This window comes from Paenibacillus turpanensis (assembly GCF_011421635.1).
Classification (GTDB): Bacteria; Bacillota; Bacilli; order Paenibacillales; family YIM-B00363; genus Paenibacillus_AK; species Paenibacillus_AK turpanensis.
This window is the reverse complement of sequence record NZ_WTLI01000018.1, coordinates 32,170-46,867: the sequence shown is the minus strand read 5'-3', so window position 1 is coordinate 46,867 and position 14,698 is coordinate 32,170. Positions and strand designations below refer to the sequence as shown.

14 protein-coding genes are annotated in these 14,698 nt (G+C 54.0%); 2 read left to right on the top strand and 12 right to left on the bottom strand.

All coding sequences use genetic code 11. The annotated features are described in order from the left end of the window. Positions 1-15 precede the first annotated feature (15 nt). The 5 genes from GQS10_RS16600 to pdxR form a co-directional block, all read right to left on the bottom strand. Positions 16-1,089 (bottom strand): Gfo/Idh/MocA family protein, encoded by a 1,074-nt coding sequence (locus GQS10_RS16600; protein WP_166244206.1) that lies wholly within the window; start codon positions 1,087-1,089, stop codon positions 16-18. 87 nt (positions 1,090-1,176) lie between these two features. Further along, positions 1,177-2,316, bottom strand: coding sequence for a Gfo/Idh/MocA family protein (locus GQS10_RS16595; RefSeq protein ID WP_166244204.1), 1,140 nt, complete (start codon positions 2,314-2,316; stop codon positions 1,177-1,179). Between the two features lie 152 nt (positions 2,317-2,468). Then, positions 2,469-3,299, bottom strand: coding sequence for an aldo/keto reductase (locus GQS10_RS16590; protein ID WP_166244202.1), 831 nt, complete (start codon positions 3,297-3,299; stop codon positions 2,469-2,471). A 112-nt stretch (positions 3,300-3,411) separates the two neighbouring features. Further along, positions 3,412-4,281 carry a M23 family metallopeptidase gene (locus GQS10_RS16585; RefSeq protein WP_166244200.1) on the bottom strand — a complete coding sequence of 290 codons (870 nt, stop codon included), beginning with the start codon at positions 4,279-4,281 and terminating at the stop codon, positions 3,412-3,414. A gap of 66 nt (positions 4,282-4,347) precedes the next feature. After that, a complete protein-coding gene (pdxR, locus tag GQS10_RS16580) occupies positions 4,348-5,796 on the bottom strand; it encodes a MocR-like pyridoxine biosynthesis transcription factor PdxR (protein WP_166244198.1) in 1,449 nt (482 codons plus the stop codon). Positions 5,797-5,904: 108 nt separating this feature from the next. Here pdxR and GQS10_RS16575 point away from each other — a divergent pair, with 108 nt between their 5' ends. After that, complete coding sequence (locus GQS10_RS16575) at positions 5,905-6,459, top strand: GNAT family N-acetyltransferase (RefSeq protein WP_166244196.1); 555 nt, start codon at positions 5,905-5,907, stop codon at positions 6,457-6,459. 90 nt (positions 6,460-6,549) lie between these two features. Here the strand turns inward: GQS10_RS16575 and GQS10_RS16570 are convergent, their stop codons facing one another. Further along, a complete protein-coding gene (locus GQS10_RS16570; RefSeq protein WP_166244194.1) occupies positions 6,550-6,960 on the bottom strand; it encodes an immunity 22 family protein in 411 nt (136 codons plus the stop codon). 166 nt (positions 6,961-7,126) lie between these two features. Here GQS10_RS16570 and GQS10_RS16565 point away from each other — a divergent pair, with 166 nt between their 5' ends. Then, positions 7,127-7,300, top strand: a complete 174-nt coding sequence (locus tag GQS10_RS16565) for a hypothetical protein (RefSeq protein ID WP_166244192.1) — start codon at positions 7,127-7,129, stop codon at positions 7,298-7,300. A gap of 137 nt (positions 7,301-7,437) precedes the next feature. Here GQS10_RS16565 and GQS10_RS16560 read toward each other — a convergent pair whose 3' ends face one another. The 6 genes from GQS10_RS16560 to GQS10_RS16535 all read right to left on the bottom strand — a co-directional run bounded on the left by GQS10_RS16560 (position 7,438) and on the right by GQS10_RS16535 (position 14,601). After that, positions 7,438-7,707, bottom strand: a complete 270-nt coding sequence (locus GQS10_RS16560; protein WP_166244190.1) for a hypothetical protein — start codon at positions 7,705-7,707, stop codon at positions 7,438-7,440. Between the two features lie 200 nt (positions 7,708-7,907). After that, positions 7,908-8,426, bottom strand: a complete 519-nt coding sequence (locus tag GQS10_RS16555; RefSeq protein WP_166244188.1) for a C40 family peptidase — start codon at positions 8,424-8,426, stop codon at positions 7,908-7,910. Positions 8,427-8,579: 153 nt separating this feature from the next. Further along, positions 8,580-10,265, bottom strand: coding sequence for a hydroxylamine reductase (hcp, locus tag GQS10_RS16550; protein WP_243735221.1), 1,686 nt, complete (start codon positions 10,263-10,265; stop codon positions 8,580-8,582). A 16-nt stretch (positions 10,266-10,281) separates the two neighbouring features. After that, complete coding sequence (locus GQS10_RS16545) at positions 10,282-12,585, bottom strand: thiamine pyrophosphate-dependent enzyme (protein WP_207952313.1); 2,304 nt, start codon at positions 12,583-12,585, stop codon at positions 10,282-10,284. Continuing rightward, positions 12,585-13,604 carry a 2-oxoacid:acceptor oxidoreductase family protein gene (locus tag GQS10_RS16540; RefSeq protein ID WP_166244186.1) on the bottom strand — a complete coding sequence of 340 codons (1,020 nt, stop codon included), beginning with the start codon at positions 13,602-13,604 and terminating at the stop codon, positions 12,585-12,587. The genes GQS10_RS16545 and GQS10_RS16540 overlap by 1 nt, the downstream gene beginning before the upstream one ends. Before the next feature lie 268 nt (positions 13,605-13,872). Next, positions 13,873-14,601 (bottom strand): hypothetical protein, encoded by a 729-nt coding sequence (locus tag GQS10_RS16535; RefSeq protein ID WP_166244184.1) that lies wholly within the window; start codon positions 14,599-14,601, stop codon positions 13,873-13,875. Positions 14,602-14,698: the final 97 nt, after the last annotated feature.

Here is a 14,698-nt window from a genome sequence, read left to right as displayed (position 1 = left end):
CATCTCCCTTATCGCCTATTCGACCCGCTCCGCCTGCAGCTGCGCCCGAAGGCACAGCTCCGCCGCCTTAAACGTATGCGCCTGCGTCATCGCCTTCTCCGTCCCGTTCAGGCAATCCAAGATCAGCTGCCCGAAGAACGGGTAGCCGACTTGGCCCTTCACGTGAAGATGGCGCTCGCCCTCGCCGTTCACCAAATACACATGATCGCCGCTCGCATCGCGGGCGATATCCACATACTTGCGCAGCTCGATGTAGCCGTCCGTGCCGAGAATCGTCATCCGTCCGTCGCCCCACGTGCTGAGCCCGTCCGGCGTCAGCCAATCGACGCGAAAGTAATTCGTCGCGCCGTTATCCCCAACGAGCGTCGCATCGCCGAAATCCTCCAGCTCCGGGTACTCCTTGCTGCGGTAGTTGCCCACCTTGCTGTGCAGCACCTTGGCATCCTTGCAGCCGGCGAAAAACAAAAACTGCTCAATCTGGTGGCTCCCGATATCGCATAAAATCCCGCCGTATTTCTCCCGCTCGAAAAACCACGACGGACGCGACGGCGCATTCAAGCGATGCGGTCCAAGTCCGAGCACCTGCACGACGCGGCCGATTGCCCCGTCTGCGATCAGCTGCCCGGCGAACACCGCGCTCTCTACATGCAGACGCTCACTGTAGTATACCGCGTACTTGCGCCCGGTTCGCACAACCGCCTCCCGCGCCTCTTCCAGCTGCTCCAGCGCTGTAAACGGCGTTTTGTCGGTGAAATAATGCTTGCCATGCTCCATGACCTTCACGCCGAGCGGCCCCCTCAAATTCGGGACGGCGGCCGCCGCAACAAGCTGCACCTCCGCATCCTGCAAAATTTCCTGCTCCGACGAGGCAGCCCGCACCCCCGGATATTTGGCCAGAAACGCAGCGACCTTCGCTTCATCCGGATCGTACACCCATTTCAGCGTGCCGCCCGCTTCCTGCAAGCCGTTGCACATCCCATAAATATGACCGTGATCCAGCGCCATCGCCGCAAATACAAACTCCCCGCTGCCTACAACCGGCTGCGGCTTTCCCTGCGGGGCGTAATTCATTCCGTCCTTCGTCTGCATGAGCTGCTGTTCCTCCTTTTCGACCCCTAGTATACTTACCCTTACGTTTATTTGACCTTCATTCTTCCGTTCGTGTGCTTATCCTTGCTATTTATAGGTTCCCGCCTGCTTCGTCGTCTTCGAGCTGCGAATCCGCTCCTGCAGCAGTTCCACGAACAAGTCCTCATCCATCGGCAGCTCCACCCAGCTGTCGGTCCACGTCGACAGCAGCATCGCATTAGACAGCGTCAGCCCATGGATGCCTTCCTCGCCGGGCGCCAGCAGCGGCGTGCCTTTCACAATCGCATTCACCCAGTCCTGCGTGATGCCTTTATGCTGGACCCCGCCGCTTGGAATCGGCACATCGACCTTCCAGCATTCCGGCGAGCCGAAGCTGCCCGTAAACGAGCGGTTAAACTCCGATTCCGGCACCCGCAGCCGCCAAAAGCTGAGCTGATCATTTTCGATGACGATTTTGCCGCGATCCCCTGCCACTTCAAACCGGTTCGTTCCCGGCGCCTCCCCCGTCGTAGCGACGAAAACGCCGGTTGCGCCATTTTCGTATTCCACAAAAGCCGTAACGTCATCTTCAACCTCAATGTCGCGATGCTTGCCGAAATAACAAAACGCGCGGATCCGCTTCGGCATCAGCCCTGACGTCCACTGCCACAAATCCAGCTGATGCGGCACCTGATTAATCAGCACCCCGCCGCCTTCGCCGGCCCAGGTTGCGCGCCAGCCGCCCGAATCGTAATAGCTTTGCGGGCGGTACCAATTCGTAATGATCCAGTTCGTCCGCTTCACCTCGCCAAGCTCACCGGAATCGATCAATTCCTTCAGCTTCGCATAGAGCGGATTGGTGCGCTGATTGTACATGATGCTGAACACCTTGCCGGACTTGGCCGCGGCTTCGTTCATTTCGCGCACCTGCTTCGTATACACGCCCGCCGGCTTTTCGATCAGTACATGCAGCCCATGCGTGAAGGCGCGAATGGCTAAATCGGGATGGTCATAGTGCGGCGTCGCCACCAGCACCCCGTCGATCACACCCGAGCTTAAAAGCGCTTCCACATTATCGAATAGAGCTACCTTTTCGCCAAACTGCTCTCTTGCCCACTTGAGCCGCTCCGGTCTTCCATCACATACGGCGGAAAGCTCCGCCCCGGCGACCTCGTTCTCAAACAAATACTTGGAATGCTGGGTACCCATATTGCCTAATCCGATCACTCCGACGCGCACCTTGGACATGGCGAATCCCCTTCCTTGTTTTGTCCTCCACCTTTTACCAATCCATTTTACCATATGTGCAAGCGCTTTATTTTACCTTCTCCTTTGAGATTTTGATAAAAAGAAGAGCACCCTTCCACCGGATGCTCTTCCTTGTTGTCGTTTATTTTGTTTTAGAAATTGAAATTGTCCGGGTCCGGGCCGAAACGATGATTTTGGTTCAGTCCATCGATTGCTTCCATATCGTCGTCGGAAAGCTCGAAATCGAATACCTTCGAGTTTTCTTCAATCCGGGACGGTGTAATCGATTTCGGAATCGTAACGACGCCATTTTGCAAATCCCAGCGCAGGATGACCTGGGCCACCGATTTGCTGTACTTCTGCGCGATGGTCTGCAGCACCTGCTGGTCCAGATTGCCCTGCATCAGCGGGCTCCACGCCTCCAGCTGGATGCCGTTTTCCTTACAGAACGAAAGAAGCGGCTTCTGCGTCAACAGCGGGTGGTATTCCACCTGATTGACCATCGGCTTCACTTCGCAGTCATTTATTACATCCTGCAGATGATGCACTTGGAAGTTGCTTACGCCGATCGCGCGCACAACGCCGTCCTTGTACAGCTTCTCCAGAGCGCGGTATGTGTCCTTGTATTTACCTTTTACCGGCCAGTGCACCAGATACAAATCAAGGTATTCCAAGCCCAGCTTCTTGCGGCTGTCTTCAAAGGCTTGAAGGGTTTGGTCGTAGCCTTGATCGGCATTCCACACCTTCGTTGTAATAAACAGGTCCTCGCGCTTGGCTCCGCTTTCTTTAATCGCTTTGCCGACTCCCTCTTCGTTGCCGTAAACGGCGGCCGTGTCAATGCTGCGGTATCCGGTCTGAATCGCCGCTTTTACCGCATGCTCCACCTCATTGCCTTCATTGACGCGCCATACGCCGAGGCCGAGCCAAGGCATCTTTACTCCATTATGTAAAACCGTATAATCCGATAGTTGACTAAAGGTCATTTTGCATCATCCTCCTACGCCCTACCTTACCCAAAAATAAATCGGAAGTCAAAACGGCACGGCGCGCAAAAAAGGCTCCTTTCCCCAGCATGCGGAAAAGAACCTTTTTCACTTATGGTTTGGCGTTATTGAACTCCCACCATTTTAAATATTCGAACGGATCCATGCTCTGCCACTTGCCATTCGTTTTGTAAATGCCGAAGTGCAGATGCGGATCGAACTTTCCTTTCGTCCCTACTGGCCCATAACCCGTATCGCCGACATAACCGATCAGCTGTCCGGCCTGTACCTTCACCCCTGGGCCGATGCCCGGTGCGTAGCCGCTGAGATGCGCGTAATAAAATGCCGTCGAATCATCGACGCGCACGGTTAAACGCCAGCCGCCCATCTGGTTCCAGCCATAATTGATGACCGTGCCTTCAACGGCGTTATACACCGGCACCCCTTCGGCTGCCATAATGTCTACACCCTCATGCGTACGAACCGCCGGTCCGTTTGGTGTCCACGTTCTCGCGTCTGCGTACGTGTTAATCATCGGCTGGTACTGACCCTTGGCAACCGGGAACACACCGTTAAGATATTCCGCCGGCTTCGCTGGAGCAAGCAGCTCCTTGGACACTTCCACGCCTTCCGGCAGTTGCAGGGTAAGACCCTCGTAAATATTGGTCGGTTGGACACCCGGATTTGCCTCCAAAAGCGCTTCCAAAGTAATCCCCAGCTTTTGCGTAATGATCCAAAGTGTCTCGCCTTTTTTCACCGAATACGTTTCCGGACCCGGTACCTTTAACACTTGCCCCGGCATAATCATGTCGGAAGCCAGTCCATTCATTTCTACGAGCTGTCCCGTGCTAAGTCCGTGCTTCGTTGCAATTTTCCAAACGGAGTCCCCGGCCTGAACCGTATAGGATGCTCCGAAAGCCGTCTGAGCTATGAGCGTCATGCCAAGCAACGCGCCGGCAGCAGCTACAACCGCTTTCTTCATTCGGATCTCCCCTTTCTTCTAGTAAGCTCCTTTCTATCATCGTAATTTGAGAGGGGAGAATCCATATCAAAATATTGGAAAGAGGGATGGCGCCCAAAGCTCCTTCAGCCGAAGCAAGCCCTCGTGAATCCGCTCCTCCGGCACTCCGCCGAAGCCGATCATAAACTGCCTCTCCCGGTTGCGGTCAGACAGTCCCGGATAATACGGGGAAGCCGCAGCCACAAACACGCCGTTTTCCCGCGCAATCCGAACCATCTCCCGCTCGCTAACTGCAGAATGGAGCTTCAATATTACGTGCAATCCCGCTTCGGGATTAACGATCTCCCCCCATTCGCCGAATAACGCCCGAAGCGATTGCACCATGACGTTATTCTTTTGGCGGTACACATTTCTCATTTTGCTGACATGCCGCTCGAAATGCCCTTCCTCCATAAAACGCCGGAGTGCCCGCTGAACGATTCTGGAGCAGGAGGATTCAAACAGCAATGTCCGGCGCAGACTGTGATAGCGCGGCAGTAACGTCTCCGGAAGCACCATATAATGAATGCATAGGTCGGGTGCAAGAATTTGCGAGAAGCCCCCGAGGTAAATCACGTTCGCCCTGGAATCTACTCCTTGCAGTGCAGGAATGGACTGGCCTTGATAGCGCAGCTCTCGGCCATAATCGTCCTCCAAAATATAGGCTTCTCTGCGCTTCGCCCATTCCAGCAATTCCAGCCTCTCGGAAAAAGGCATCACTCTGCCGTCCGGGAAACGATGGGAAGGGGATACGAAGAGTATACGCGCAGAGCTTTGCTCCAGATGAGGCACAGAAATACCGCCGTGGTCCGCTGGCGGGATCGTATATACCTCGTAACCCTCTGACTCAAACGTGGAAGGAATGAGCGGGTAGCTTGGCTGCTCAGCCGCTATCACAGAGGATACATCCCTCAGAAGCAGCGCCAAATAATGCATAAGAAGATGCTGCTCCGCGCCGATCACGATCTGCTCCGGCCTGCAAATTACCCCTCTAAGACGCCCCAAGTATGTCGCGATTTGCTCGCGCAGCTCCTTTTCGCCTTGGGCATCGCCGTAAAACAACAATTCTTCATAATCCTCGCGTAATACCTGGCTGAACAGCTTTTTCCAAACCCGGATCGGAAAATGCTCATTGTCGTTCTTGGCCATATGAAAATCATATATGTAGACCTGCTCTGAGGCGGCTGCAGTCTCGTCAAGCTGTGCAGGCTCTAGCTGCGGCCCCCCAAGCTTAAGCTCTCCGTAGGAGACCGGCAGAGAAACAACGAAAAAGCCCTGCCGGGGGCGGCTTTCTACAAAGCCTTCAGCAATCAGCTGCTGATAGGCGACCTCTACCGGGGTCGTGCTGATCGATAAACCCGCAGCAAGCTTACGAATTGAGGGCAGAGCGTCATTCGGACGCAATCTCCCCTCCATAATGTCGCGTTTGATCGCTTCATACAGCGCAATGTAATAAGGCAACGCTGAAGCATGATGAAATTGTGGAATATATAACATGGCCTTACTCCTAGCTGTCATCTTAAAATATCAAAAACTGTACATTTTTTAATATACAGGGATATGTTAGTTTTAGATACTGTAAACATGCCAAGGAGCTGAGCTCATATGACACCTGTACGTTTTTTGGAAGGCCAACAAGTCTACTTACGGCCGATCGAAATTGCGGATACAGACTGGTATCTCGCATCCCTCTATCAGCCGAATACGAGAAAGCTGACCGGTACGCAGAAGCACTTCAACCGCGAGCAAATTTTGCGATACATTGAGGGCAAGTCTCAAGATGCGTCCACTGTGCTTCTCTTAATCGCTTTACGGGATTCTGATGAATTGATTGGAGATATTGCCATCCAAAGCATCGATCCGGTCAATCGTAACGCCAACATCCGAATTGCCATTTCGAGCGAGGAGCATCAAAACAAGGGATATGGAACCGAAGCGCTGCGCTTAATGCTGGATTACGGCTTCGGCGTACTCCATTTGCATCGAATCGAGCTGAATGTATTTTCATATAACGAGCGGGCTGCCCGCGTTTATGAAAACATCGGCTTTAAGCGCGAGGGTGTGCAGCGGGAGGTTTTGTTCTACGATCATCAGTTTCACGATGCGATTATCATGAGTATTCTTGAGGATGAATATCGTGCGTCGCGGGGGCATTGTTAGGTCGTCATCGGTCCGTAAAACGGAGATAGGCTGCTCGGCTCATCGTCCGGCAGCCTGTTATCCAAGCCTTGGGTTCCGACATTAACACGGTTACTCGTACCTGACGTTCCCAATGTATCTTAAACTATAGCCATCACTACGTATTTCTTTACATCTACCATGATACTTATAATTAAATAATAGAATCACGGTATTCATCGCTTCTTCCAATTCTCCTGCATCGATAAATTGCTGGATGAGCTCTTCATCATAGGAACAGCCGGACAATAAATCTGCAAGATTATTGCTGCTTTCCTCCACTATGTAAGCCTCACGAAAGTCCTCATCAAAATGGTAAATGGCAAAATCCTTGCAAAATGGAGGCTTGATGGTTTCATCATCATCTCCATAACAGAACTCCAAATAGCTATTCAGATGTTCTTCCGATTCAAACCTCCCGATCCAAAGTGACGCCTCGCCAGGATGGTCCCAGGATAAATCCGTTTCATCAAGATTACTCATATCAACACCCCTGCACGATCGATTATATTATGGTGACGCTTCATCTTCTCTTCCTATATAACGTTTGTTATCCATTGAAGGTTGCCTACTTATTACTGCCCGTCCGTATAAACCACCCTTTTCCAGCAAATCTTATCTAAGAAGAATGAGGAGAGGAGGTGCCCGCATGTCCGAAAACAAAGTACACCGCGGCAACTACACCGGCACAACAAACATGAACGCCGAAAACCAGGATATGGCTTTCGTCAACGATACGGTTGAGGCAGCGGATACGGTGACGTCCTTTAACAACGTACCGGATAACGATAACGCCGAGCAAAACAAAAACCAAGAAAAGTAAACAGCCCTGCTGTACAAAGGCAAAGCACCACAAAAAGCGGCTTACGCCTGAGCCTATACTCAGCGAAGCCGCTTTTTTACAATTGACCCGAGCTTACTCGGATTCAACGCTTCATCATAAACGCTCTTCCTCGCTCCTTACACGCGGAAGGAACGGGAGATGATAACGAGAAGGATGAACAGCACAAGGATCGCGCCTGTTGTGGAATACGCCGCTGCCGCTGCCGGCTTACCGTAGCCTGCTGCTGCATAGAAACCAGGGTTAGCCGCGCCATAGCCTGCACCGTAACCTGCGCCTACGCCTGCACCCAGACCAACGTTTGCATTCACATGAGCGTCTGCATTTACACCCGCGTTAAGACCTGCGTTCAAACCTGCACCGAAAGCTCCGTTACCCAATCCTACCATGATATTTAACACACTCCTTATGTCTTCATTATGGTTTGTTGTTCCTGTGCGTTAACACAATGTCATCATATGTGGAGGGTGCATTGGCGGAATCGGCAATCCGCCTAGAGCGGGCGAAATTGGGTAGGTGCGGAGTGTAGCGATGGGTTCGACTACGTCAGTCTGGAAAGCTTTGATTAACCGGGGACTCCTTCGTAATCCTACGTATTAATGAGAAACTGGAATTCCGGATGTTTATACAACAGGGTAAATTGCGGGTCGTTTTTCAATCCCGTGTCCAAATCCTCCGGAGTAAATAAGTAAAAATCGTTGTAAAACGAAATGCCCGCCCCGTAAAAATAGCTCAGCCACACCAGCTTGGAGCAGTACGTCGAGGTCCATGCATCCTGCAGCGGAATCGCGGATGAGAAAGAAAACGGAGGCACATTATACCCCTGCTTTTTATACGCATTGCTTTGCTGCAAATACCACACCGCGAATTGGGCCGCCGCCTCCCCAAGCTTGGGAGTATTCGGACGGTACACCGCATGCTTCGGGTGTATACGCCGAAACGACTCAATCACCGATAGTTGAACATACGGGTACGTAATGACCGCCTCGACGATCTGGGTCGGGCTGACCACGATAGCCGCATGTCCGAGTATCCCTGTCGGCACATTTAATTCATTATCGCAGGCGACTAAAATATCGCCAGGCTGAAAACCGTTTGCTTGTGTCATCTGCATATCACCACCCAAAGCTAAATATATTCGCGACCGGGCGGAGCATGCCAGTACCAATACATTACCAAAGGAAAAGGCTGCTTCGCCCCCTTCCGAGGGTTCAAAGCAGCCCTGTAAAACCTGAGCGTTATGCCCGGATTGTATGGAAACTTACGCCCCAAGGAACATCCGCATATCGTCCTCTACATTCGTAATACCGCCGATCCCAAAATTCTCCACCAGCACCTTCGCTACATTCGGGGAAAGGAACGCCGGAAGCGTTGGACCGAGATGAATGTTCTTTACGCCAAGATAAAGCAGCGCCAGCAGCACAATCACCGCTTTTTGCTCGTACCACGCAATGTTGTAGGAAATCGGCAGCTCGTTAATATCCTGCAGGCCGAATACTTCCTTCAGCTTCAGCGCAATGATCGCCAAAGAGTAGGAGTCATTGCACTGTCCGGCGTCGAGGACGCGCGGAATTCCGCCGATGGCGCCCAGATCAAGCTTATTGTACTTGTACTTCGCGCAGCCTGCGGTCAAGATGACCGTATCCTGAGGAAGCTGCTCGGCAAAATCGGTGTAGTATTCCCGCGACTTCATCCGTCCGTCGCAGCCTGCCATAACGAAGAAGCGTTTGATCGCGCCGGTTTTCACCGCATCCACGACTTGATCCGCCACGCCCATCACCGCCGCATGGGCGAAGCCGCCGATGATTTCGCCGCTCTCGATCTCGGTCGGCGGCTGGCACCGCTTCGCATGCTCAATCAGCACCGAGAAGTCCTTCGGCTTGCCGTCCTTGCCCTCCGGAATATGCTGCAGTCCCGGGAAGCCGGTATTTCCGGTCGTGTAGATACGATCCTTATAGCTGTCCTTTGGCGGCACGATGCAGTTCGTGGTCATGAGAATCGGCCCGTTAAACGATGCAAACTCCGTGTTCTGCTTCCACCAGGCATTGCCATAGTTGCCGACGAAATGCTCATATTTCTTAAACGCCGGGTAGTAGTGCGCCGGAAGCATCTCGCTGTGCGTATACACGTCAACGCCGGTGCCCTCCGTTTGCTTCAGCAGCTCCTCCATGTCCTTGAGGTCATGGCCGCTGATCAAAATGCCAGGACGATTGCGTACTCCGATATTCACCTTCGTAATCTCCGGATTGCCGTAGGTGCTCGTGTTTGCCTGATCGAGTAGCGCCATCGCTTCGACGCCGACCTTACCGGCCTCCATATTGAGAGCGATCAGCTCCTGCGCCCCCAGCGAATCGTTCAGGGTAGCCGCAAGCGCGCGCCGCATAAACCGGTTTACTTCGGTGCTTGCGTAGTCGAGGTGCAGCGCATGATAAGCGTACGCCGCCATCCCCTTCAGCCCGTACGTCAGCAGCTCCCGCAACGAACGGATATCCTCGTCTACCGTGGAAAGCACACCAACGAGCTTCGCCTTCGCGTCAAACGCAGCTTCCGTATCCGCATACCAAACCGCCGCGTCAGGCAGCTTGGAAGCATCCACACTGTACTGCTCCTCCAGGACGCTGCGCACCTCACTGCGAAGTGCCAACGCCTCATGAATTTTTTGAATAAAGACGTCACGGTCAAAGTTGGCATTCGTAATCGTTGCAAATAAAGCGTCCATGATGAAGACGGACACCCGCTGCTCCAAAGCCTCCGGAAGCTCGGCGTGATTACTACAGTAGGAGATCCCTTTCAGTAGATAGACCAGCAGATCCTGAAGGTTCGCCACGTCATGCGGCTTTCCGCACACGCCGACAATGGTGCAGCCGGTGCCTTTCGCCGCTTCTTGGCATTGAAAGCAAAACATGGACGGCAGCTGAGGTTTTCCGTTCGTTGGTTCTGTAATCATGGTTACGTCCTCCCTTTTATAAAAGTGGATGCTCGTGCTTGGCTTTCAGGATCGCCCAGCGGCGCTGGACCTCGCGCTCAAACTCCAGCAGCATCGTTTCATTTTCCTGACGGAGCAAATGCTTCGATTTCCCCATGTACTTCAGCCACTCGGTCAGCGGCACACGCTTGTTTTTCGCCTCCGGGTCATACGTAATGTTCGTCTGCCCATGCTCCACCTCGTACAGCGGGAAGAAGCAGGAGTTCACGGCGGCGCCTACGATCTTTTCCCCGTCGCGGTCTTCGGATTTCCAGTTCAGCGGGCAGGTGATCAGCATTTTACCGTAGACGAGCCCTTCGTTCTGGGCGTACCACTGCGCCTTTGCCGCTTTCGCCACAAGGTCCTGCGGGAACGCCTCCGTCGCCGTAAACACGTACGGGATATGGGTCGCCGCCATAATTTGCGCCGTATCCTTGTGGTGGAACGCCTTGCCCTGCTGCTTCTTGCCGACGCCGGAGGTGCTCGTCATATGGCCGAGCGGCGTTGAATAGGAGAGCTGCGCGCCCGTATTCATGTAGCCCTCGTTGTCATACTCCAAAATGATCATTTTATGATTGCGAAGCGCCGTACCGATTGCCGAGCCCATGCCAATATCCATGCCGCCGTCCCCGGTAATCATGACGAAGGTGAAATCCTCCGGAACGTCGATCTCCCCGCGCCGCTTGCGCTCGAAAAAGGCTTCCACCGTACCCGACAGCGTAGCCGGGCCATTTTGGAACAGGTTATGAATGAAGCTTTGTTTATGAGAATTGTACGGATACCCCGTTGTCGTAATATAGGCGCAGCCGGTGTGGAACAGCGTCACCACATTGCCCTCAATGCCTTTAAAGAACAGCTCCAGCGCCGGGAAAATGCCGCAGCCCGGACAAGCGCCGTGGCCGGAAGCGATCCGCTTCGGCTTACCCGTTAAGCTGCGCAGCGGCGGCACTCTGACGGAAAGCTTGCCGGTCTCTTCGTTCTGCTTCACGGTAATGAGGCCGGATTTGAACGTGTCCCCGTGCATCGGGGCCAGCACCGGCGTCAGCTTTTTCTCCGGGGCGCCCGGCGTCTGACCGTAGTAATCGAACGGCTGCTCGGCGTATCCCTTCTCCGCCGCGTCCAGCGCCAGCCGGAAGAACGCTTCCGCATCGTCCGCGTAGAAATCCTTACCGCCCATGCCGAAAATCCGCGTAAGCACAATCGGCTGCGGGCCGCGAATGTCCTGCAGCGCGGACTTCACCTCGTGCGTGAGGTTCGCGCCGTTCGCTCCGTAGGAATCGGCACGCTCGCCGACAAGCACCGCCTTCACGCCTCGCAGCGCATCGCGGATCGCTTCCGCCGGGAACGGGCGGATGATATTCGGGCTGATCACCCCGGCCCGAATGCCCTGCTCCCGCAGACGGTCAACGACGTCCTTGGCGGATTCAGCGGCTGAGTTGAGCAGGAACAGCGCAACCTCCGCGTCCTCCATGCGGTACAGATCCAGCACACCGTAGGTGCGGCCGGACAAGGCCGCGTATTCCTGCGCGACCTCTTGGAATACCTCGCCTGCGCGCAAAATCGCCTTCGCCTGCTGGTAATGGTTATTCATCAGGTCGTCGCCGTTCATATAAGCGCCTACCACGATCGGATGCTCCAGGTCGAGCACATGCGGCGCCGGCGGTTTTTCACCGACGAACTGCTGCACGGTTTGCCGGTGCTGGAACACCTGCACCTTCCGCTTCTGGTGCGAAGTGAAGAAGCCGTCGTAGGCGACAATGACCGGCAGACGCACCTCGGAATGCTCGGCGATGCGCAGCGCCATGATGTTCATGTCGTAGACGGCCTGCGGCGAACGGGCCGTGAGAATGACCCAGCCGGTATTCAGCCCGTAATAGAGGTCCGAGTGATCGCCGCGAATGTCGAGCGGGCCGCTGACGGCACGGGTCACTAAATTCATAACCATCGGAAACCGTGTTCCCGACTGCACAGGCAATTGCTCAATCATATATAAAAAGCCGTTGGCGCTCGTTGCGTTAAATACACGCGCCCCTGCAGCCGCCGCGCCGTAGCAGATCCCTGCCGAGCCATGCTCGCCGTCCGCTGCGATGAGCTGGATATCATGCTCGCCACGCGTTTTCATCATATCGAGATACTGGGCAATTTCCGTTGAAGGAGTGATCGGGAAATACCCCATTACATGATAGTTAATTTGCGCGGCTGCCATGGCCGCCATCTCATTGCCCGATTCAAAAACCATTTTCTGCTCGGCAGGCTTTGAAAATGCTTGCTCCTGCCGTTGTTGTTCCGCCGGAATGGTCATTACGCTTTCCCCCCTGCTGCATTCGCCATCGGAAATTGCTGCTTCACCCGGTGCAGCTCCGCAAACTGATACTCCTCCAGCCTTTCGCTTAGTGCGTCCGTCGGACACGCCTCCACGCATTTCAGGCAGCCCTTGCAGTACTGATAATCGATCCCCCGCAAAAACATTTGGAGATTGCCGCGTTTGTCCGGAGCCTTTTCCCATACAAAACAGTAGTCAGGGCACACCGTGTCACAGGCCGCGCAGCTAATGCATTTATCGCTGTGGAATTCCGGAAGATAGCCTTGTCTGGAGCCGCTCAAGTCCTTCAGCACACTGTTGCCGGTCACGGTAAGCACGCCGCCGGGCTCCTGCGTCTCATACCCGAGCATCGCCTCCGCCCGCACAAAACCCGCGTCCTCCTCCAATTCGCCGCTGTCCAGCGTCAAAAATTGAACCTCCTCGTAGCCCCGGTTAAAGGTGCGCAAATTCGGTTCCACCAAGTGAGGAAGCTTCTTCTCGAACGTCTTGCGGATGATGTCTCTCATCGCATCCGGATCAAGGAAGCCGCAAATGCGGAACAGCCCGCCCAGCATCGCGGTGTTGACCTTCGTCTTTTCCTCTACCGCAATTTTCAGCGCATCGAGGATCGCCAAAGTGCCGCGCTGCATCCCAAGGTCCTTCGCCACCTCCTCGAAGCCGCGGATCGAGTTTACCAGCACGATCCCGCCCGGCCGCAAGCCGTTAACGACGTCGACGGATTTATACAGCGTTTCATGAAAGACGCCAATCACATGCGGCTGTTCAATCGGACTATGGTCACGGATCTCGATCCCCGGATCGCAGAAACGAATAAAGCTTTTTACCGGCGAGCCCTTCTTCTCCGAGCCGTAGCTCGAGAAATTGGAGCCGTTCAGGCCAAGGCCGATGACGCCGGATTCAGCCAGCATTTTGCCGGCTAGGTTGGCGCCGAGTCCTCCGATCGACTCCAGACGAATTTCATAGAAACCCAACTCGTTTTTCTGAGGCAAAATAGACACGTCGCTTCTCCTCATTCCCTTTTTATCTTTGTCGTGACCACTGTAACACAGGGTTTTCCGGCAAAATGTGATGCACATCACCCGCAGCCTGTCCTATTCCTGGGAATCATGCACACGTTAAACAAACGTTCACATTTTCACTTCAACGAAGAGTCCTTACTCTCCACGCAAAAAACGCCGCCTCCGCAGAGACCGCGTTTTGACAGCAATATGCGACTAACTCACCGGAATTTCCTTGAAGCTTTTTACTTTGCTGTCCTGGGCTTTTTCATCCAAACGGAATATAAGAATATATCGCTCTTCTTGGAATCCACACTCTGCGATAATAGCTGCCCCCGACATATATACATCCGATGACCGCGTCAAACAGCGGGTCTAAGTAGGTGACATAGATCCATCCCTCTGGGCCGCCTTGTCCCGATTGACGAGGGTGTAACCACAGGTAAAGCCAGCCCAAGCGAAGCTCAAGCACATTGGACGGCGGGTTCGGTATGAACGGCAGCGACGGGATAAAGGTCGGCGGATATCCAATGAATTGGACCTGGCAGCGCCTTTCTCCGGGGAAACCCGGGTACTGGGGGAAGCCTTGCTGAGGAGGAAATTGCGGAGCTTGCAGCCAAGCTCGTTGAAGAGCGGCCGGCCCCTGGGATAATTGCCCCAACTGTCCCGCGCCTGTTTCTCCAACATTCGGTACGTGCATCGTGATCCAGCTTCTCGGAATCGCCGCAAGCCTGTAGGTATGCCCGGCAAATACGCATCCATAGACGAGATCTCGAACCGGATCAAGGTAAGTAATAAAGATCCACAGTTTGCGGTCAGGCCCGGCAGAAGCCGTGTCCCCGACCGGATTGCTTCGAATCCAAATGTGCTCCCAGCCTAAATCCAAATCATAAACAGACGATGGAGGATTCGGAAAAAAAGGCGGGGACGGGTCACTTACGGGCGGCCATCCAATCTGCTCTACCGAACATGCCTGCCGATCTTCTGAAAACCACATAACCAATCACTTCCTTTCCTATTATTTATATTCCATCCAATCGTATGACGCGGGAAGTTGTATTTATTCGCGGACAATGACCCTATCAATCCAATCA

Excerpts from the sequence above, each read along its gene's own strand:
- GQS10_RS16590 (WP_166244202.1), bottom strand. The coding sequence starts at position 3,299 with ATGACCTTTAGTCAACTATCGGATTATACGGTTTTACATAATGGAGTA.
- pdxR (WP_166244198.1), bottom strand. The coding sequence starts at position 5,796 with ATGTTATATATTCCACAATTTCATCATGCTTCAGCGTTGCCTTATTAC.
- GQS10_RS16565 (WP_166244192.1), top strand. The coding sequence starts at position 7,127 with ATGTCCGAAAACAAAGTACACCGCGGCAACTACACCGGCACAACAAAC.
- GQS10_RS16600 (WP_166244206.1), bottom strand. The coding sequence starts at position 1,089 with ATGCAGACGAAGGACGGAATGAATTACGCCCCGCAGGGAAAGCCGCAG.
- GQS10_RS16570 (WP_166244194.1), bottom strand. The coding sequence starts at position 6,960 with ATGAGTAATCTTGATGAAACGGATTTATCCTGGGACCATCCTGGCGAG.
- GQS10_RS16555 (WP_166244188.1), bottom strand. The coding sequence starts at position 8,426 with ATGACACAAGCAAACGGTTTTCAGCCTGGCGATATTTTAGTCGCCTGC.
- GQS10_RS16575 (WP_166244196.1), top strand. The coding sequence starts at position 5,905 with ATGACACCTGTACGTTTTTTGGAAGGCCAACAAGTCTACTTACGGCCG.
- GQS10_RS16595 (WP_166244204.1), bottom strand. The coding sequence starts at position 2,316 with ATGTCCAAGGTGCGCGTCGGAGTGATCGGATTAGGCAATATGGGTACC.
- hcp (WP_243735221.1), bottom strand. The coding sequence starts at position 10,265 with ATGATTACAGAACCAACGAACGGAAAACCTCAGCTGCCGTCCATGTTT.
- GQS10_RS16585 (WP_166244200.1), bottom strand. The coding sequence starts at position 4,281 with ATGAAGAAAGCGGTTGTAGCTGCTGCCGGCGCGTTGCTTGGCATGACG.
- GQS10_RS16545 (WP_207952313.1), bottom strand. The coding sequence starts at position 12,585 with ATGACCATTCCGGCGGAACAACAACGGCAGGAGCAAGCATTTTCAAAG.
- GQS10_RS16535 (WP_166244184.1), bottom strand. The coding sequence starts at position 14,601 with ATGTGGTTTTCAGAAGATCGGCAGGCATGTTCGGTAGAGCAGATTGGA.
- GQS10_RS16560 (WP_166244190.1), bottom strand. The coding sequence starts at position 7,707 with ATGGTAGGATTGGGTAACGGAGCTTTCGGTGCAGGTTTGAACGCAGGT.